Annotated in this window: 14 protein-coding genes; 1 reads left to right on the plus strand and 13 read right to left on the minus strand. The window is 39.2% G+C overall.

The window, feature by feature from the left end; all coding sequences use genetic code 11:
• Position 1: 1 nt before the first annotated feature.
• The 10 genes from thiD to H8S40_RS08060 all read right to left on the minus strand — a co-directional run bounded on the left by thiD (position 2) and on the right by H8S40_RS08060 (position 12,602).
• Positions 2 to 832: a bifunctional hydroxymethylpyrimidine kinase/phosphomethylpyrimidine kinase gene (gene thiD, locus H8S40_RS08015; protein WP_186865640.1), complete on the minus strand. Its 831-nt coding sequence runs from the start codon at positions 830 to 832 to the stop codon at positions 2 to 4.
• Positions 832 to 1,509, minus strand: a complete 678-nt coding sequence (locus H8S40_RS08020; RefSeq protein ID WP_022076179.1) for an HAD family hydrolase — start codon at positions 1,507 to 1,509, stop codon at positions 832 to 834. Before H8S40_RS08020 ends, thiD begins: the two co-directional genes overlap by 1 nt.
• A gap of 26 nt (positions 1,510 to 1,535) precedes the next feature.
• Complete coding sequence (gene thiE, locus H8S40_RS08025; RefSeq protein WP_022076178.1) at positions 1,536 to 2,177, minus strand: thiamine phosphate synthase; 642 nt, start codon at positions 2,175 to 2,177, stop codon at positions 1,536 to 1,538.
• A 29-nt stretch (positions 2,178 to 2,206) separates the two neighbouring features.
• A complete protein-coding gene (thiM, locus tag H8S40_RS08030; RefSeq protein ID WP_022076177.1) occupies positions 2,207 to 3,025 on the minus strand; it encodes a hydroxyethylthiazole kinase in 819 nt (272 codons plus the stop codon).
• A gap of 127 nt (positions 3,026 to 3,152) precedes the next feature.
• On the minus strand, positions 3,153 to 6,356 hold the full coding sequence (gene carB / locus H8S40_RS08035; protein ID WP_186864995.1) for a carbamoyl-phosphate synthase large subunit: 3,204 nt from the start codon (positions 6,354 to 6,356) through the stop codon (positions 3,153 to 3,155).
• The gene (locus H8S40_RS08040) at positions 6,356 to 7,426 is read right to left on the minus strand and encodes a carbamoyl phosphate synthase small subunit (protein ID WP_117989438.1); all 1,071 of its coding nucleotides are present in this window, start codon (positions 7,424 to 7,426) and stop codon (positions 6,356 to 6,358) included. Before H8S40_RS08040 ends, carB begins: the two co-directional genes overlap by 1 nt.
• A 222-nt stretch (positions 7,427 to 7,648) precedes the next feature.
• A complete protein-coding gene (locus H8S40_RS08045; protein WP_243238207.1) occupies positions 7,649 to 8,929 on the minus strand; it encodes a peptidoglycan-binding domain-containing protein in 1,281 nt (426 codons plus the stop codon).
• A 143-nt stretch (positions 8,930 to 9,072) separates the two neighbouring features.
• Positions 9,073 to 10,224 (minus strand): NAD(P)H-dependent flavin oxidoreductase, encoded by a 1,152-nt coding sequence (locus tag H8S40_RS08050; protein WP_186864996.1) that lies wholly within the window; start codon positions 10,222 to 10,224, stop codon positions 9,073 to 9,075.
• A 204-nt stretch (positions 10,225 to 10,428) separates the two neighbouring features.
• Positions 10,429 to 11,196 (minus strand): type III pantothenate kinase, encoded by a 768-nt coding sequence (locus H8S40_RS08055; protein ID WP_118723518.1) that lies wholly within the window; start codon positions 11,194 to 11,196, stop codon positions 10,429 to 10,431.
• A 77-nt stretch (positions 11,197 to 11,273) separates the two neighbouring features.
• Entirely contained in the window at positions 11,274 to 12,602 is a 1,329-nt protein-coding gene (locus tag H8S40_RS08060; protein ID WP_186864997.1) for an MATE family efflux transporter, read from the minus strand.
• A 410-nt stretch (positions 12,603 to 13,012) separates the two neighbouring features.
• Here H8S40_RS08060 and H8S40_RS08065 point away from each other — a divergent pair, with 410 nt between their 5' ends.
• The gene (locus H8S40_RS08065) at positions 13,013 to 14,497 is read left to right on the plus strand and encodes an AAA family ATPase (protein WP_022076170.1); all 1,485 of its coding nucleotides are present in this window, start codon (positions 13,013 to 13,015) and stop codon (positions 14,495 to 14,497) included.
• A 144-nt stretch (positions 14,498 to 14,641) separates the two neighbouring features.
• On the opposite strand, the gene bilR is transcribed toward H8S40_RS08065, so the two are convergent.
• From bilR to H8S40_RS08080, 3 genes are all read right to left on the minus strand, one after another.
• Positions 14,642 to 16,648, minus strand: a complete 2,007-nt coding sequence (gene bilR / locus H8S40_RS08070) for a bilirubin reductase, long form (protein WP_186864998.1) — start codon at positions 16,646 to 16,648, stop codon at positions 14,642 to 14,644.
• 91 nt (positions 16,649 to 16,739) lie between these two features.
• On the minus strand, positions 16,740 to 18,665 hold the full coding sequence (locus H8S40_RS08075; protein ID WP_186864999.1) for an oxidoreductase: 1,926 nt from the start codon (positions 18,663 to 18,665) through the stop codon (positions 16,740 to 16,742).
• 159 nt (positions 18,666 to 18,824) lie between these two features.
• Positions 18,825 to 19,601 (minus strand): S8 family peptidase, encoded by a 777-nt coding sequence (locus H8S40_RS08080; RefSeq protein WP_186865000.1) that lies wholly within the window; start codon positions 19,599 to 19,601, stop codon positions 18,825 to 18,827.
• Positions 19,602 to 19,663: the final 62 nt, after the last annotated feature.

A 19,663-nucleotide genomic window follows, 5' to 3' on the forward strand; every position in this document is an offset into this window, starting at 1 on the left:
CCTATGCTTCCTCTTCCTTAGAGTCATCATTTACACATGTCACATACTTTCCCGTAATATTAAAACAATGCTTCATAGGACCAGAGCCTTTTCCCAAATCCAACATTGCCTCCAAAGCTTCTGAAATATAATCTTTTGCTCTTTTTACGGATTCGTCCATGCTATATCCCTTTGCAAGGTTCGAAGCAATGGCACTGGATAATGTGCAACCTGTTCCATGGGTATTTGAATTTTGGATTCGTTTTCCATGAAACCATTTATATTCTCCGTCTCGATACAAAAGGTCATTTGCATCATTCAACTGATGACCTCCTTTACAGAGCACCGCACAATGAAATGTTTCACTGATTTTCTTTGCCGCAAGGATCATCTCCTCTTCTGTCTCCACCTTCATTTCAGCCAATACTTCTGCTTCCGGAATATTTGGTGTTAAAATAGAAGAAAGTGGCATCAAGCATGTTTTTAGAGTTTCAATTGCATCATCACTAATTAATTTTGAACCACTTGTAGCGACCATGACCGGATCAACCACAATATTTTCTGCTTTATATTCTTTCAATTTTTCTGCAATTACCTGAATTAAAGCAGAAGAAGATACCATTCCTATTTTTACCGCATCCGGACGGATATCTGTAAAAATACTATCCAATTGCTGAGCCAGAAATTCCGGTGTCACTTCCATAATCCCTGTCACACCTGTAGTATTTTGTGCTGTCAATGCCGTAATTGCCGTCATAGCATATACTCCATTTGCAGTCATGGTCTTAATATCAGCCTGAATCCCGGCCCCTCCACTAGAATCACTTCCGGCAATTGATAATGCTGTTCTCATCATACTTCATCTTCTCCTTTTTCTGTCATACTCCACCAAAATTTTTGAAAATCATCATATCCCGGCAAATATACATCCGCCGTATTCCATATCTTAGCCAAATCTCTGTCATTTGCCTGATCGTACACTCCTACTGTAATAAATCCAGCCTTCTTTGCTGTTACAATTGCGTGATATGCATCTTCAAAAACAATTACTTCATCCGGATCACAATCCATCTGAAGTGCTGCCGCAAGGTAAATATCTGGTTTTGACTTATCTGTCTGCATCTCTGTACATGTCAAAATTCCTTCAAACAGATTCCTGATTCCCAATCGCTTTAGGGCTTCCTCAAGATTCTTTCGATCTCCCGTTGTAGCGATTACCATCGGAATATGTAACTCACGAAATCCTTCAAGAAAACTTCGGACGCCTTCTTTTAAAGGTACCTTCTTTGCATAGTATTCTTCTATCTCACGATTCAGTCCATCTATGATTTCTTCTTCTGTCAGATTCAAATGATACTCTTGAATCAAATACCGGGCTGCCTGCGGAAGACTCATTGTAAAGAGGACTTCCCCGAGACCCTGTTTTGCTTCAATCCCCATAGATTTTAAATAAAGCTCTCCTAAATTCTCCCAGATAGGCATGGAATTCAAAAGCGTTCCATCCGCATCAAATATTATTCCTTTCACCATTTCCTTTACCTCATCCATTTGCAGTGTTATTTTGCAAGCATCTGTTCCGTACGGCTCCTTAAATCTTTTGTTGCCTGTTCAATATCCGGCTGAGCAAACAACGCGCTGATAACTGCAATGCCACTAATACCACTTCCTGCAAGTTCTTCTACATTATGCGCTCCAACGCCTCCAATTGCAACAACCGGAATAGAAACCGCTTCACATATTTCCTTCAGAACCTCTTTTCCGACTTCAACTGCATCTTCTTTGGTCCCTGTTGGAAATACTGCCCCAACTCCTAAATAATCTGCACCTCTTTTTTCAGCTTCCACTGCCTGCTGTACAGTCTGTGCTGAAACTCCGATAATTTTATCCGGACCAAGTTTTGCACGAACATCACCGGCTTCCATGTCACGCTGTCCTACATGTACTCCATCTGCATCAATTGCTGCTGTGAGTTCAACATTATCATTAATTATAAATGGAACATGGTATTTACGGCAAAGCTCCTGGATTTCTTTTGCCTCTTCCATAAAATGTTCTTCATCCAGATTCTTTTCGCGCAGCTGAATAAATGTCGCCCCACCCTTCAATACTTTTTCAACCTGACTGTAAAGTGTCTCTCCATTTAGCCAATGACGATCTGTTACTGCATATAAAATCAAATCTTTCTTCTCACAATTCATTCTATTTTACCATCCTTTTTGTACAAAATTTATCGAATTTCGTAGTTTGCACCCTTTTCTAAAATATCTCCTGTCATATTATAAATAGCATCTATAATACGATTGCGATAGGTAGCGTTGCCGTCTCCTGTTTGCATCCTGCTCCATCCAATCTCCCCGGCAAGTCCCATAGCGCAGACCGCCGCTGCTGCCGCTTCGAGCATTTCATCTGGATTCGCAGTAATAAATGCTGTCATCATACCGGATAACTGACATCCTGTCCCGGTGATTTTCCCCATCTCCGGACGCCCATTACGGATCACATAACATCTATTTCCATCTGTAACCAAATCGATTCTACCTGTCACAGCAATAATCGTTCCCGTCTTCTTAGAAAAAGCTTTCACAAACTCAATTGCCTGTTCTAAATTTTCTTCTGTTACGGCATCCGACACGTCTGCATCTACACCCTTTGTTGTCCCACTTCCAAGTGCCAGAGTTTTTATTTCGGAAATATTCCCCCTGATAACTGCCAGATTTAATTCTTGCATTAACCGCAGGGCCGTTTCTGTACGGAATTTACTTGCACCTGCTCCTACCGGATCTAATAAAATCGGATGATGCAAATCGTTTGCCTTTTTTCCTGCACGCAGCATACCTTCGATACTTGATTTATGTAATGTCCCGATATTGATATTCAATCCATTACAAATAGATGTGATATCTTCCACATCTTCCACCTCATCTGACATGATCGGACTCCCTCCACACGCAAGCAGGATATTGGCGACATCATTCACCGTCACATAATTTGTAATATTATGTATCAAGGGCATTGTTTTTCTAAGCAGATCAAATTGTCTCTTCATGAATGCTATCTTCCTTTCAACAAACTCCAAAAAGCGGACATTCCACTCAAGTGATGTCCGCTTCAATTACCTTTACTATTATAACTCACATTTTGTAAATGTAAAGTTTTTTATCTCTCACATTTTCTTACTGCACTTTTGCAATGTCGATCAATGTCAGTTTCTGAATATCTGTATTTTCAAGACTGGTGATCAAGGCTTTTGCTGTGTCCATTGCTGTCAATACATTAACACCTGTCTCAATCGCATTTCTTCGGATAATAAATCCATCTTTTGAATGCTCTGCTCCCTGTGCCGGAATATCAATAACAAGATCAATTTCATGACCAAGAATTAAATCCAGAAGGTTTGGAGACTCCTGTTCAATCTTACGAACCGGGATTGCCTTCACGCCTGCCTCTCTTAAAGTAGCCGCTGTTCCGCTTGTCGCGAAGATACGATATCCGATATCAGCAAATCTACGGCCAATCTCCACTGCCTCTTCTTTTTCTTCATCACGAACTGTCATGATCATATTTTTATATTTCGGCAATTTGATTCCTGCACCGATAAATGCTTTGTATAATGCTTCGTCGAATGTCTTTGCAATTCCAAGACACTCTCCTGTCGATTTCATTTCCGGTCCAAGGCTGATATCTGCTCCTCTAATCTTCTCAAATGAGAATACCGGCATTTTAACCGCAATATAATCTGCTTCCTTCTGAAGTCCCGGTGTGTAGCCTAATTCACGTATTTTCTTACCGATGATAACCTGCGTTGCAAGTGGTACGATCGGAATGCCTGTTACTTTACTGATATATGGCACCGTACGGCTGGAACGAGGGTTTACTTCGATTACATATACATCGTCCTCTCCGCATACAATAAACTGAATATTGATCATACCGATTACATGCAGTGATTTTGCAAGTCTTCTTGTATATTCTGCAATCTTATCCTTTGCTGACTGTGTCAGGCTCTGTGCCGGATATACTGAAATACTGTCTCCCGAATGGATACCTGCTCTCTCAATATGCTCCATAATTCCCGGAATCAGAATATCCTCTCCGTCACATACAGCATCTACTTCGATTTCTTTACCTTGTAAATATTTATCTACAAGAATTGGGTGATCCTGTGCAATTCTATTGATGATTCCGATAAATTCATCAATATCATGATCATTGATTGCAATCTGCATACCCTGTCCACCAAGTACGTATGAAGGACGAACCAGTACAGGATATCCAAGTCTGTTTGCTACTTCTTTTGCTTCTTCTGCTGTAAATACAGTTCCACCTGTCGGTCTCGGAATCTCACACTCTTCCAGGATTTCATCAAAGAGCTCTCTGTCCTCTGCTTTGTCTACATTTTCTGCAGATGTTCCAAGAATCGGAACTCCCATCTTCATCAGACTTTCTGTTAATTTAATCGCTGTCTGTCCACCAAACTGAACAACTGCTCCATCTGGTTTTTCAATATCCACAATGCTTTCCACATCTTCCGGTGTTAATGGCTCAAAATACAACTTATCTGCAATATCAAAGTCAGTACTTACTGTCTCCGGGTTGTTATTTACAATAATTGTTTCATAATTTTCTTTTGAAAATGCCCATGTACAATGTACGGAACAGAAGTCAAACTCTATACCCTGACCGATACGGATTGGGCCGGAACCTAATACCAGTACTTTCTTTTTATCATTTGTCTTCTCGACTTCTGATTCACAACCAAATACAGAATAGTAATATGGTGTCTCGGCTGCGAACTCAGCTGCACAAGTATCAACCATCTTATATGCTGCAACGATACCATTTGCATGACGCATATCATGAATCTCACGTTCATCTTTTCCTGTCAAATCGGCAATCACATTGTCTGGGAATTCAATTCTCTTTGCTTCTTTTAAAAGCTCTGGTGTGAGTTTCTCTGTTCTCAGTCTTTCTTCCATCTCTGTAATAATCGCAAATTTATCGATAAACCAGATATCAATCTTTGTAATATCATGAATCGTCTCATATGACACTCCGCGGCGGATTGCTTCTGCTATTCTCCACATTCTCATATCATCTACTATATGAAGTTCTTCCATCAGATCATCATCTGACAGATTTGTAAAATCATAAGACATAAGACTGTCTACATGCTGTTCCAGAGAACGTATTGCTTTCATTAATGCACCTTCAAAGTTATCACAGATACTCATAACTTCTCCGGTTGCTTTCATCTGAGTTGTCAATGTTCTCTTTGCACTGATAAATTTATCAAATGGAAGTCTTGGGATTTTTACTACGCAATAATCAAGCATTGGTTCAAAGCTTGCATATGTTTTATGTGTGATTGCATTTTTAATCTCATCCAAAGTATAACCAAGCGCAATTTTGGCAGCTACCTTTGCAATCGGATAACCTGTCGCTTTGGAAGCCAAAGCAGAAGAACGGCTTACACGTGGATTTACTTCAATTACACAATATTCAAATGAATCCGGATTCAAAGCATACTGTACATTACATCCACCTGTGATATTCAATTCGCTGATGATATTTAATGCAGAAGTACGGAGCATCTGATACTCTTTATCTCCCAATGTCTGCGATGGTGCTACTACAATACTATCTCCTGTATGAACTCCGACAGGATCAATATTTTCCATATTACATACTGTAATGCAGTTTCCTTTACTATCACGCATCACTTCATATTCGATTTCTTTCCAGCCGGCGATACATCTCTCAACCAAAACTTGTCCTACTCGAGAAAGACGAAGACCATTTTCCAAGATCTCGATAAGCTGCTGTGAATCATGGGCGATACCACCTCCGCTTCCTCCTAATGTATATGCCGGACGAAGTACAACCGGATAACCGATGCTATTTGCAAATGCAAGACCATCCTCTACATTCTCGACAACAAGTGAAGCTGCTACAGGCTCCCCGATTTTTTCCATTGTAGCTTTAAATTCAAGACGGTCCTCCGCCTTTTTAATTGTCTCTGAAGTTGTACCGATCAAACGAACATTATTTTCCTTTAAAAATCCTGCCTCTTCCAATTCCATTGCAAGATTGAGTCCTGCCTGTCCTCCAAGTGTTGGAAGCACACTGTCAGGCTTCTCTTTTTTGATCAGCTGCTCAACTACTTCTATTGTAAGTGGTTCGATATATACGCGGTCTGCAATATCTTTATCTGTCATGATGGTCGCCGGATTTGAATTCAAAAGAACAACTTCAAGACCTTCCTCTTTTAATGAACGACATGCCTGTGTTCCTGCATAATCAAACTCTGCTGCCTGTCCGATAACAATCGGACCTGAGCCAATAACCAATACTTTTTTTATACTATTATCTCTAGGCATTATTTGACTCCTCCCATCATATTAATAAATCTGTCGAATAAGTATCCTGAATCCTGTGGTCCAGGGCAAGCCTCCGGATGGAACTGTACAGTGAAAATATTCTTTCCTACATATGCAAGTCCTTCATTTGTTCCATCATTAACATTTACAAATGCCGGTACTGCAATATTGGAATCTACGTTTTCAGCATCTACTACATAACCATGGTTCTGTGATGAAATATATACACGACCTGTCTGTAAATCTTTTACCGGATGATTTCCACCTCTATGTCCATATTTTAACTTGTGTGTAGACGCACCTGTAGCAAGGGCCATCAACTGATGTCCTAAACAAATAGCAAATATTGGAATATCTGTATTGTATAATTTCTTGATTTCTTCGATAATAGATGTGCAATCTGCCGGATCTCCAGGTCCATTGGATAACATAATTCCGTCAGGATTAGAAGAAATGATTTCTTCTGCTGTTGTATGTGCCGGATAAACAGTCACCTCACAACCGCGTTCATTTAATGATTTTGCAATATTATTCTTTGCTCCAAGATCTAAAAGGGCAACTTTTTTCCCTGTTCCCTCTAATGTATACTTCTCATCGCAGGTTACTTTAGAAACGACATCACCTACTGTGTAAGCTTTTAATTTAGGAAGAATCTCTTCTAAATTATAATTTTCGTTTGTTGTAATCATTCCATTCATGGTACCCTTTTCTCTTAAAACTTTAGTAAGAGCACGAGTATCAATACCAGCAATTCCCGGAATATCCTGTTCTTTTAAGAAATCCTGAATTGTTCCCTGGCATCTAAAATTACTAGGAATACGAGATAATTCTTTAACAATATAACCGTCCGGCCATGCCTTTCTCGATTCCATGTCTGGTGTAATTCCATAATTACCAATCAGTGGATAGGTCATCACAACGGCCTGTCCCGCATAAGAAGGGTCCGTTAACACCTCTAAATATCCTGTCATTGAGGTATTAAATACGATTTCACTGATCATATCCTTTGTTGAACCTATGCTTGTTCCAGTAAACACGGTTCCGTCTTCTAAAATTAGAAACGCTTTCATCTGTTCATCTGCTCCCTTCATCTTATTGTGCTATTTTCTTTAAGCATTATAACCTTTATTGTTTTACTTCTGCTCAAATTGTTAAGATTATACTATATCCTTTTTTATAATTCAACCGATTTCTAACAGCTTTTTTTTTTGATTTATCTAAAAATTTTTTAGATATTTTCAGCTATAAGAATTTCTAAATTTCTATAATTAGTCATTCTTATAGCTGTCATTTTATCTAAGCTCTGCGATTCTTGATACTCCTACATAAATTTCTGATATTTTATACCAGGTACGATAATCTACCACTCCGGTTTGAGGTAATCCAAATACAGATTGAAAAACACGAACAGCTTCTGCTGTCGCCGGTCCATATATCCCATCCACTGCAATTTTAGGAATTAACGGATAGGCTTCTGCCACCACATTTAATTGTTCTTGTATCTGCCGTACTTTCTCCCCGCTCGCCCCATTTTCCAGATCATATCCCGGCCATGATGAAGGAACCCCTGACACCTCCTGCGCTGTATTAATATAAATATCATCGCCATAATAATATCGCAGGATTTCTATTGCCGAATACCCCTGTTCTCCAAGACTTTGACTGCCCCATTGTGTTAACCAGTTCGGACACTGCACCCTTCTGCCGTCACAATACTGTGTTAATATCGGCTGTCTTACATTCGGTCTGGACAAATAATCTGCAAAAAGTTCATCTACAATAGTTGATATCGTATCGAAATAATTTCGATTAGGAATCCATTTATGGTCAAATGCTGTAGATGATGTGATTGTAAAATCGTATCCCCGATTACGATAGTATTCTGTATAAACGCGATTTAACGTAAAAGACATAATTGCCAGCACATTTGCCCTAATTGCATTCTCTGTCCATGTCGCATATATTTCACTCGATGCAACATTTTTAATATAATCTTTGTATTTCACATAGTAATTTGTGGCTGTGCTGTCCCGTGGCGAACCATCGTGTACAATAACATATTCAGGGATTACTACTCTGCTAAGTACAATTTCCCCGCTTTCATCAATTGGCTTTATTTCATCTTCCGGAATTTTAGGTGGGTATTCTCCGTATAATGTATGTGCCGGAATAACATACACTTCCGGCTCTGCATCTTCTATGAGCGGATGCAGTCGTACATCCTGCAGTGCTGTAACATCTGCTAAAATCTCAGCTCCTGCTATGCTGATTGGTTCAAATCCCGGAGCATTCACCTGCAATGTATATTCTGAATATGGCTGCTCCTCTATTGTCTGGTCCAGACTATATTCCAATGGCGGCGCATCCAGCTCCACAACCTCTGTCTGCCCTACCTGGTTCGTCTGCAATTGTTCTAGTGTACTATTTGGCACACCCGTATAAGAGATTGAAATTGTCGCATTTTCAATAGGATAAGCTGTAATTTCTGATGTTACATTAATTTGCAGCCTGCCCCTGTCCACTGCCTGGTCTTTATTTCGCTGCACACCTTCCTGCATCATTTTCACCAGCATAAACGATTACCCTCTTTGATACTGTTCTTATGATTTTTACAAACAGTAATATCTACTTTCATACACTCTCTGCTTAGTATATGTTTCCCACTTCCACTTTGTGCATTTTTTATTATTTTTTACGCAGCACATCATACGCTGCCCTATCTTTCTATTTCTCCTGTCAACTCTTTGATTACATCCTCAACATGCATCATTTCCTGGATTTTTCCTACATTGGAGCCGCAAAATATCAATCCATGCTCTACATCACCTTTCACTGCATCTACCAATGCCTTTGTTATACAGTATGGAACTTCTGCAGGATTACATTTTGCCAGACATTGATAGCATTTTTGAATTTTACATTTTTCTTTTTCTGTCTTTTCCACAAATGCGTTGCGTACTGCACGCCCCGGCAATCCAACCGGACTTTTAATTATTTGTACGTCTTCTTCTTTTGCATGCAAATATGCCTGCTTATACGCCTCAGAAGCATCACATTCATAGGTTGCAACAAATCTGCTTGCAACCTGTACTCCATCTGCTCCTAATTCGAATGCATGCTTCACATCTTTGTACTCAAAAACACCACCTGCCATAATCACAGGTATATTACATTGGTATTTTTCTTCATACTCTTTTTTTAATTTAATAATTTTCTGTATCTCTTCGTCCATTGCAGCCTGTCCTTTTTCATTGGCCTGCTCCATACTTTCTTTATCTTTTTTCTGCAAATAACCATATTCTTCCAACTCATCCATGTGAAAACCAAGATGTCCTCCTGCTGCAGGACCTTCCACTACAATAAAATCTGCTGTTCGCTTGTATTTTCTGTCCCACTGACGGAAAATAAGCCTGCATGCTCTTGCACTTGATACAATAGGTGCAATTTTAGTTTCACTTCCTTTCACTAATTCCGGAAGCTCCAGCGGTAACCCCGCCCCGCAAATTATTACATCACTACCTGCTTCCACTGCAGCTTTAACATGTTCCTGATAATGCTTCAATGCAACCATTACATTGACACCGATCAGTCCATGACATTCTCCATTCTCGTCTTTAGCAATTTCTTTTGCACGTTCAATATGCTTACGTATTGCCTTTAGATTTGCTTTTGCCTGATCCTTTTCAAATCCTTCTTCATCATAACCAATCTGTGCTGTGGAAATAATTCCGACACCGCCTTCTTTCGCCACTGCTCCTGCCAGTGAAGAACGGCTGACACCAACCCCCATTCCCCCCTGGATAATCGGAATTCTTGCTTCTTTCCCTCCGATTTTTAAACTTGGAAATTTTTCTCTTATTTTATTCATTTGATTACCCCATTTATATTTATTTTGATATTAAAACTATTTTATAATATAAGTATTTTCTTTTAAAATGTCAAGCTAATCTTGTTTTTATTTCTTTTTTATATGGTTTTAAATACTATATTCTTGCCGGTAAATTATTTTCAGAAAAAAAAGAAGCAGAACACACTCTATGTACTCTGCCTCTTATATCTTCTCTTTTGTTGTTTATTTTCTATTTTTTTCGTAAATAATCTGCAGCCCTTTTAATAACAGCTCCTCGTCTATTATCATCTTTCTCTTGCAATATGGGACTACTTTATTCGCCAGACCACCGGTTGCAATGACCGTTATTGATTGTCCGAGCTCTTCTTCCAAACGATCAATAATACCATCTAATGCTGCTGCATTTGAATAAATAACTCCGCTCTTCATACAATCTATCGTATTTTTACCGATTATTTTCTTCGGAGCTTCCAGACCAATTCCCTGAAGCTGAGATGCATTGGAAGTTAATGCATTCAATGAAACATTGATTCCGGGATAAATCATACCTCCCAGATAATTTTTCTTCGCATCAATGACACAAACTGTTGTAGCCGTTCCAAGATCACATACTGCAAGTGGAGTTGGATACTGTGCAATTGCAGCTACTGCTCCTGCCACAAGATCGCTTCCAAGCTGGGATGGATTATCAATCAAAATATTTAATCCAGTTTTTACTCCCGGACCGATAACTAACGTTTCTCTTTTCAGAATCTTCTCTGCAGCTTCTTTAACCACATAAGTAATCTGTGGAACTACGGAGCAGATAATTGCCCCATCTAATGTCTCCACATCAATCTCATGAATATCAAGTACCATCTTAATATCAATTGCATATTCCAATTCCATTTTCGTCTTGTTTGTGGCAAGTCTTTCAATAAAATATGTCTTTTGATTGTCTACACATCCGAGAACAATATTTGTATTGCCTATATCAATTGCTAAAATCATATGAATTCTCCTTCTTTTATTAACAAATCCAATTTGTCTTTGTAAATTATAACATGTCAATTTAAAGTTCAAAAGTATTATTCTTTCACTTTTCCATTTTTTACTTTTTGATAAAAAACAATCGTCAATACTGTTGCAACAATCCAACCAAACGGCCATGCCATCCAAATTCCTGTACTACCGAAACGAGATGATAAAACAAGTGCGAAACAAATTCGCAGAATCAGATCCGGTACTGTTGCGATAATGAAATACATCATGGCGCCTGCACCTCTGATAATTCCGTCCGTCATCAATTTTACCGCTATAATAAAATATAGTGGAGAAACAATTCTTAAAAAAGCGATTCCTGCCTGGATTGCTTCCATGCTTCCATCATCTAAAAATAATCCCATCATCTGACGACTAAATATAAAATACAATATAAAAAATGGAATCACTGTAATCTCTGACAGTTTAACTCCTGTTTTAAACCCCAATGGAATCCGTTCCTGCTTTCCTGCTCCAATGTTTTGTGCTGTATAACTAGATAAACAAGAACCCAGACACATAAATGTATTGATTGCAAATGTATTTAGCTTGATTGCTCCCGAATATCCGGCAATCACCGATGAGCCAAATCGATTCACAATATCTTGAACAAATAAATTTCCTACACTTAATACACTTTGCTGAATAATACTCGGAACTGCAATTTCTATAATCTGCCACAATAAGTGTTTATCCACAAATGGCTGTTTTTCATTTGATATATGCCTAAGTCGCACAGACATTGTAACAAGAGCAAAAATCGCTGCACCTCCCTGTGCTATAAATGTTGCCCAGGCAACTCCGGCAACTCCCCAGTAAAGCTTTGCAACAAATATGTAATCTAATATGATATTTCCGATTGATGAGCCAATCAAAAAATATAACGGTGTCTTTGAATCTCCCCATGCTGTAAATACACCTGTGCAAACATTATAAAACATCAGAAAGAAAAAGCCGAACACATAGATCCGTAAATATAAAATTCCTTCTGCCATAATGTTTTCCGGCGTATGTATCGCACTCATCATCCATCTACAACAAAACACCCCAAATATACAAAGTATCATGCTAAGCAGCAAGCACGCCGTCAATGCAGTGGTCACTGCACGTTTGACACCCTTTTTATCTCCTGCCCCAAACAAACGTGAAACAACTACCGATGTTCCGAGATTCATTCCTACAGCAAAAGCCATAAAAATGATTGTAATCGGATAAGATGCCCCGACAGCTGCCAATGCATCCTCCCCTGCAAATCTTCCGACGATCACACTGTCTGCAATATTATAAAACTGTTGAAACATCACACTTATCATCATTGGCAACAGAAACTTCCATAATGTTTTATCAGGATGTTCCTTTGTCAGATCCATTACCATTCTTATCCCTCCCTCTGCCACTGTTTTTATATTCAAGAATGCCTCTGCATTCTTGCTGCGAGATGCGCGTCATGCAATGCATGACATACTTCTTCTGCGCATCTCTGCAATCCTGCCGGAGGCTATATCAGATGGGGGATTGACTCCCACCACTGATACTGATTTATTACTCGCCACCTACAGAGGTGGGAGTCATCTCACATCTGATATAAAACAGTAACATTTTTCATTGTATCACTTCTTTATATAAATGATAACATATTTTACAAAGATATTTTTACAAGATATTTTAATTCCCATCTGGTCATATGGACATGAAATTGCTATAATCAGAATATTAAGATTTTCAATTTAATTGAATTTCAAACTTATAAACAGACTCAATTAGCATTACACAAGGAGAATGAATCATGCCAGTATTTGATTTTAATGACACAACAGACGCTAAAAACAAATCCATTTGTACCTATACAACATTTCAATCCAGTGAATCTGACCCTTCCCCGGAAAAACCGATTATGTTACTTGATAACACAAGTAGAAAATGGGAGCATTATTCCTGTGGTGTTTTCACTAACCCTGTAAAGCGTACTTCCTTTGAATTTGATACAGAAGAAGGTACTTATACAGCAGATATTCTTCAAATCGACAGCCGCTTTGTAAGTCTTTTAAAATGGCTTGGACAGAACCATATCAACGTTCGCTTATCAGGAGAAAACCGACCAGATGGCTATGCGATATATCGTATACGTGAAATTGCATTTGGAGGAGGCACAAAGCTTTCAGCTGAAGATGGTTTTTTACAGTTTATGATTGACCGTCTTTTAGCAAGCAGTGCCCCTACAGAGGAAGCTGAAGATGAAGAAGCAATGGAGGACGGCGATGAAATGAAGCTTACAAGTCTTCAGAGCATCACTGACTTCATGACTTGTGCAGGTCGTACACTGCCAGATAATATCCGGCTCTGGGCAAGACGTAACCTTGCTGTTGCCCGTTCACACGAAGTTTCTCCTGAAGAGCGCCGCCATGCACAACGTGCACTTTCCATTATGATGAATATCCAATGGAAAAATAATTATTTTGAGGCAATTGATCCTGTTGAAGCACGACGCATCCTTGATGAAGAATTATACGGCATGGAACGTGTAAAACAACGTATTATTGAAACAATCATTCAAATTAACCGAACACATACACTCCCTGCGTATGGACTTTTACTGATTGGTCCTGCCGGAACCGGTAAATCACAGATTGCCTATGCCGTAGCACGTATTCTGAAACTGCCTTGGTCAAGTCTGGATATGAGTTCCATAAATGACCCGGAACAGTTGACAGGAAGCTCACGTATTTATTCCAATGCAAAACCGGGCATTATCATGGATGCTTTCTCTATGGCAGGAGAATCTAATCTCGTTTTCATCATTAACGAATTAGATAAGGCTTCTTCCGGAAAGGGAAATGGAAATCCTGCCGATGTACTCTTAACATTACTCGACAACCTTGGATTTACTGATAACTATCTTGAATGTATGATTCCTACTTCCGGTGTTTATCCGATTGCAACGGCCAATGATAAAGATCAGATCAGTGCTCCTTTGATGTCACGTTTTGCAGTAATTGAATTACCGGATTACACTATCGAAGAGAAGAAAGTCATCTTCTCAAAATTTGCACTTCCAAAGATTTTAAAGAGAATTGGATTAAAGGAGAATGAATGTATTATTCCTTCTGATGCTTTGGATGAAATTATGAAAATCTATACAAACACTTCCGGAATACGTGATCTTGAACAGGCAGCTGAACATATTGCAGCGCACACACTCTATCAAATTGAAGTGAATCACGTTACTTCTGTTACATTTACAGCAGATATGATTCGAAAACTGCTTGTATAAAAACATATAAAATATTCGTTATTTCTTAATTTAAAAAAGATGATGTTGCCAAGCTTATAAAGAAAGCTTAAACAACATCATCTTTTTATTTCATTTTATTAATCAGCAATATAAACTTTTCCGAAATTAAATTTAAAACCTCTGTTATATTTCATTTCCTGCTTGATATCCACTGCGGATAGCTACCGAAATATCTGCTGTTCTTTCACCACTACAGTCTCCAACATATTCAAATGGAACTGTCAGCTTACTGTCATCAAAGAGATTTTTCTTTGAGCCAAGAGCATTGATGATTGTATCAGCTTCGATTGTTATATCTGCTCCGTCTTTTGTATTCGTTGCAAAAATCACATTATTTTCAATAGATTTTACTTTTGTATTTACATATTGTTTCACATCATGCTCTTCAAAATCTTTCATAATCAGCGGCATTACTGTCTCAGATTCTCCAGTTGCAATCTGAGACAGCATTTCAATAATACTGACTTTCAATCCTTTTTGTGCTAAGAATTCTGCGGTCTCTGTTCCTACAAGTCCCCCACCGAGAACGACACAATTTCCACTTACAGCCTCTCCATTTAAAACATCCCACGAAGATACCACATTACTATTTTCTACAGACATTGGAAGTTCCATATTATGTGCACCTATCGCCAGAATTACATTGTCATACTGATTCAATTCTTCATAGGCCGGCTCTGTATTCAATTCTACTTTTACAGAAAGTTCTGGGAGAATTTTTTCATAATATTCTATTGCTCTTAAAATCTCATTTTTTCTTGGTGGAACTGCTGCCAAATGAATCTGTCCGCCAATTTTTTCTGATTTTTCATAAACAACAACGTCATGTCCGCGTTTTGCTGCAACTCTTGCGGCTTCAAGCCCTGCAATCCCGCCGCCTACAACTGCAACTTTTTTCTTATCCTGTGCCGGTTTAATAAATACTGTACCTTCGTTTCCATTTTCTGCATTTAATACACATGAAATATAACGGCGTCCCTGAATCGCATCCACACAGCCTTTATTACAATTAAGACATTCTCTAATACATTCTCCGGATTCTGCTTTATTCGCAATATCCGCATCAGCTAGCATAGACCGTCCATAAGCTACGATATCAGCATCTCCGTCTTCAAGGATTTTTTCTCCTGCTTCTAAGCTGACAACACGGCCAACTGTTGCAACCGGAACAGATACCAGTTTTTTCACTTCTCTGGCAACCGGAAGTGTCCAGTTATATGGAACATCTCCCATCGGCGGGATTGTATCTCCCATGTTTCCTGTATGGTTTGCCTGAGCAACCTGGATCATATCAATTCCTGCTTCATCAAGCATCTTAGCAAACTGGATTCCTTCTTCTGCCTCAAGTCCTCCTTTTCCACGAAGTGTTCCGTCAGGATTTACTGTAATAATTGGCAACTTGTACTCAATCATAAGATCCGGTGCTGCTTCTTTGATTGCTGCTACTACTTCAAGTGCGTATCTTGTACGATTCTCAAGGCTTCCTCCATACTGATCTTCTCTATGGTTCAGAATCTTAGAGCAAAGAGAACCAAGGAGACGGTCTCCATGTACTTCAATCGCATCGATTCCGGCTTTCTGTGCCTTTTCTGCACATGCAGCGATGCTGTTTTTAATATCTTCTAACTGTTCAACAGTTGCCTCTGTTACAAAATGCTGCATATCATGATGAAGTTTTGCATAAGCGCCTTTTGTAAGTCTGTCGCATTCTTCCATCTGTTTCTTTGCTTCTTCTGCATTTCCCTCAGCCTGTGCTTTTGCCGCAGCCTGTCTTGCGATACCTGCTTCCATGATCATGCGTCCTACTCCCGGTACATCATACTCCGGATGGAATAGCTGAAGTGCAAGCTTACAATCATACTTATGTAATGTGTCTGCCAGATTTTTATATACCGGAATCTGACTGTCATCATAAAGCTTCGGTGTCGGTGAAGCTGTTCTTACAGGAGCTACATCTCCGATAACAACATACGCTGCTCCACCTTTCGCAAGTCTTTCATAAAAGTTTAAGCTTCTCTCCCCAATAGATCCGTCTCTTTCTTCATATCCTGTTGTAAGCGGTGGAAACATGATTCTGTTTTTTAAAGTAAGATTTCCAACTTTAATTGGTTCTAATAATTTCTTTCCCATCTATATTCTCTCCATTCTTTATTTCTTAATCTCTTTCAAATTAACACACTTAGGATTCTTGTCAGCATTTGCTGACACATTCTTTTTTCGATTACAGTTCTTCTGCCAGTTTATGTCCTGCAGCAATTGCATCTTTCAAAGTTCCGACTTTATCACAGTCTCCGATAAAATGAACTCTTTCTTCGGTATTCTCTACCTTGTTCGGTGCATATCCGACTGCAAAGATCAGCGTATCAGCATCTGTAATATGGTATTCCTTTCCGTCCTTCTCATAAGTGATTGTAGTCTCATCAACCTTTGTTACCTGACTGTTTAATTCAATCTTTACACCTTTTCTCTTGAGTCTCATTGTCAGCTGACTCTTCGCTGCCCCGCCTTCTCCCGGCATCAGCGATGGGGTCATCTCGATAATTGTAATGTCACGGTTTGCAGGGAACATATCATCAATCAATGGTGCAAGGTAATCTGCTGTTTCACATCCTACAGATCCGCCGCCAAGAACAACGATTTTTCTTCCTGGATATTTTCTTCCGGCAAGTACATCATCTGCTGTCATCGTCTGCTTAAAGACCTTAAAAGGAGGGATTTCCTTAGGAACTGCTCCTGTTGAACAGACAACCTCATAATCCTTAAATTCTCCGGCAAGCATTTCTGGAGTTACTTCACAATTCATACGAACTTCAATTCCTTCATTCTTCAGACGACGTGTCATGAATTTGATTACTTTACAAAGTTCCTGCTTTGCAATTGGAACGGCTGCAAGTCTGAGAAGTCCTCCCAGCTCTCCACTCTTTTCACAGAGAACAACTTCATGTCCACGTTTCTTCGCAACATACGCTGCTTCCATTCCTGCCGGTCCTCCACCGATCACAAGAATTTTTTTCTTATCTTTAGCTTCTTCGATTTCTTCAGATTCAACCGATGGATTCACTGTACAGCTAATCGGATTACCAAACATAATTCCCGTCAGACATCGGCCACATCCAATACATGGACGAATATCATCCGTCTTTCCTGCAGCCGCTTTATTTGCAAATTCACTGTCACATAAGTTTGGACGGCCAATCATACAAATATCTGTTTTTCCATTTGCAATCAATTCTTCAGCTACCCAAGGCTCATTAATTCTTGCAACTGTAGATACCGGAATATTCACATGTTTTCTGATTTCTTCACTTGCATGCGCATGAGGTGCAGGTGATGTACCAGGTGCCGGCATAGAACTTCCTCTTTTGATCGTGTTTCCTCCGGAAACATGGATGAAATCAACACCTGTCTTTTCAAGCTGTTTTGAGACATAAATCATGTCATTGAGTGTCAATCCGCCTTCACTATACTCATCACCCGAAATACGGACATCAATGATAAAATCATCGCCGCAAAGTTCACGAATCTTGGCAATTACTTCCAGTGTCAGTCTAAGACGACCATTAATATCTCCGCCGTACTCATCTGTTCTCTTATTATAAAGTGGAGTAAGGAATCCTCCAAGCAGACCATGTGCATGTGCACACTGAATCTCAACTCCGTCTCCACCTGCAATCTGGAAACGACGTGCAGCTTCTCCGAACTGCTGAACCAATACATGCAGCTCTTCTACTGTGACTGCTCTCGGTGCAGATTTTGCATAATATGGTCCTACATTAGATGGTGCAATCAGCTGTGGTGTTCCCGGAATTGGAAATGCCATATAAGCCGGGTGGAATAACTGTGCCAGAATTTTTGTATCATACTGATGCACAGCATCTACCAGTTTCTTCCAGCCAGGAATATAAGAATCATCATAAATAGACATATCTCCCGGCAAGTAAGTATATACAGGTTCTACTGTCGTAACTTCTGTAACAATAAGTCCGACCCCACCCTTTGCTCTGGCTGAGTAATGCTCAACTAATGCATCTGTCACATATCCTTTGTCTGCCATGTTAGTAGAGATTGGTGGCATAAAAATTCTGTTCTTTACAGTTGTTTTTCCAATTTTGATTGGCTCAAATAAATGTGGAAATTTTTCGTTCATTTTTTCTTTCCTCCGCTTTTGTTACAAATTGCTTTCCAAAAACAATTTGATATTTTTTTATCATCACTGCATTATAACATTGTTTTCTCTATTTGAAAACAGCTTGGTTTTCCCTCCCATAAAATATTTTCTTCGTTAAATTATATCTGCGTTTTATTGTCAATTACTTAGCATCTTTTTCAATTCATCCACTGTGATTTCCGCATCATTTTCTATCTTTAAAGCTGCCTGTCCGGTCATCTTTGCCGCTGAATAAGATGTTCCATCCCCCACACTGGTATTCCCGCTCAAGGTCTTAATTTCCACCTGCTCGCCAACTGTGTAAACATCTACCCATTCCCCTCTTTGAGAAAATGCTGCAATTTCAGTTCCGTCTTTATTCAAAGCTCCTACTGCCAGAACACTCTCATAAGCTGCCGGGTAATATCTTACAGCCCCGTTTTCTGCATAATCATTTCCTGCAGATGCAATAATAAGAACATTCTTCTTTTCTGCGTATTCTACCGCCCGCCTTACAGATTCTTTATCTAAAACAAGTCCCGCACTCAAATTGATAACCCTGCAGTGGTAGATGTCCACCGCATCCCGTATCATTTGTGCCAATGTATCATTATCAACCTGTTTTATTTTTCCATTTTCAAATACATTACTTACCAATGGAACAATCTGTGTATTCTTTGCTTCTTTTAAGATAATAGATGCCACCGCTGTCCCATGCCCGTAGGTATCTTCTGTGGATAATTTAGTATCTACATAATTTTTTCCCTTGGCTATATGTTCTTTTGAAATGGCATTCGTGGAAATACCTGTATCAATCACTGCAACACGAACCGATACTTTTGTTTTTTGCTTCCCGCATCCCTGAAATAATAATGCCATTATCACAACCATCAATATTACTATGATTCTATATTTTTTATAATTTTTCGCATTCATCTATAACACTCTTTTACGTTTATTTACTCCTTTATAATACCATAGGACACCACATAAATGGT

The sequence above is a fragment of the Ruminococcus hominis genome, assembly GCF_014287355.1.
Taxonomy (GTDB): Bacteria; Bacillota; Clostridia; order Lachnospirales; family Lachnospiraceae; genus Schaedlerella; species Schaedlerella hominis.

Coding starts and splice junctions, on each gene's coding strand:
- thiD (WP_186865640.1), bottom strand. CDS start 832: ATGAGAACAGCATTATCAATTGCCGGAAGTGATTCTAGTGGAGGGGCC.
- H8S40_RS08020 (WP_022076179.1), bottom strand. CDS start 1,509: ATGGTGAAAGGAATAATATTTGATGCGGATGGAACGCTTTTGAATTCC.
- thiE (WP_022076178.1), bottom strand. CDS start 2,177: ATGAATTGTGAGAAGAAAGATTTGATTTTATATGCAGTAACAGATCGT.
- thiM (WP_022076177.1), bottom strand. CDS start 3,025: ATGAAGAGACAATTTGATCTGCTTAGAAAAACAATGCCCTTGATACAT.
- carB (WP_186864995.1), bottom strand. CDS start 6,356: ATGCCTAGAGATAATAGTATAAAAAAAGTATTGGTTATTGGCTCAGGT.
- H8S40_RS08040 (WP_117989438.1), bottom strand. CDS start 7,426: ATGAAAGCGTTTCTAATTTTAGAAGACGGAACCGTGTTTACTGGAACA.
- H8S40_RS08045 (WP_243238207.1), bottom strand. CDS start 8,929: ATGCTGGTGAAAATGATGCAGGAAGGTGTGCAGCGAAATAAAGACCAG.
- H8S40_RS08050 (WP_186864996.1), bottom strand. CDS start 10,224: ATGAATAAAATAAGAGAAAAATTTCCAAGTTTAAAAATCGGAGGGAAA.
- H8S40_RS08055 (WP_118723518.1), bottom strand. CDS start 11,196: ATGATTTTAGCAATTGATATAGGCAATACAAATATTGTTCTCGGATGT.
- H8S40_RS08060 (WP_186864997.1), bottom strand. CDS start 12,602: ATGGTAATGGATCTGACAAAGGAACATCCTGATAAAACATTATGGAAG.
- H8S40_RS08065 (WP_022076170.1), top strand. CDS start 13,013: ATGCCAGTATTTGATTTTAATGACACAACAGACGCTAAAAACAAATCC.
- bilR (WP_186864998.1), bottom strand. CDS start 16,648: ATGGGAAAGAAATTATTAGAACCAATTAAAGTTGGAAATCTTACTTTA.
- H8S40_RS08075 (WP_186864999.1), bottom strand. CDS start 18,665: ATGAACGAAAAATTTCCACATTTATTTGAGCCAATCAAAATTGGAAAA.
- H8S40_RS08080 (WP_186865000.1), bottom strand. CDS start 19,601: ATGAATGCGAAAAATTATAAAAAATATAGAATCATAGTAATATTGATG.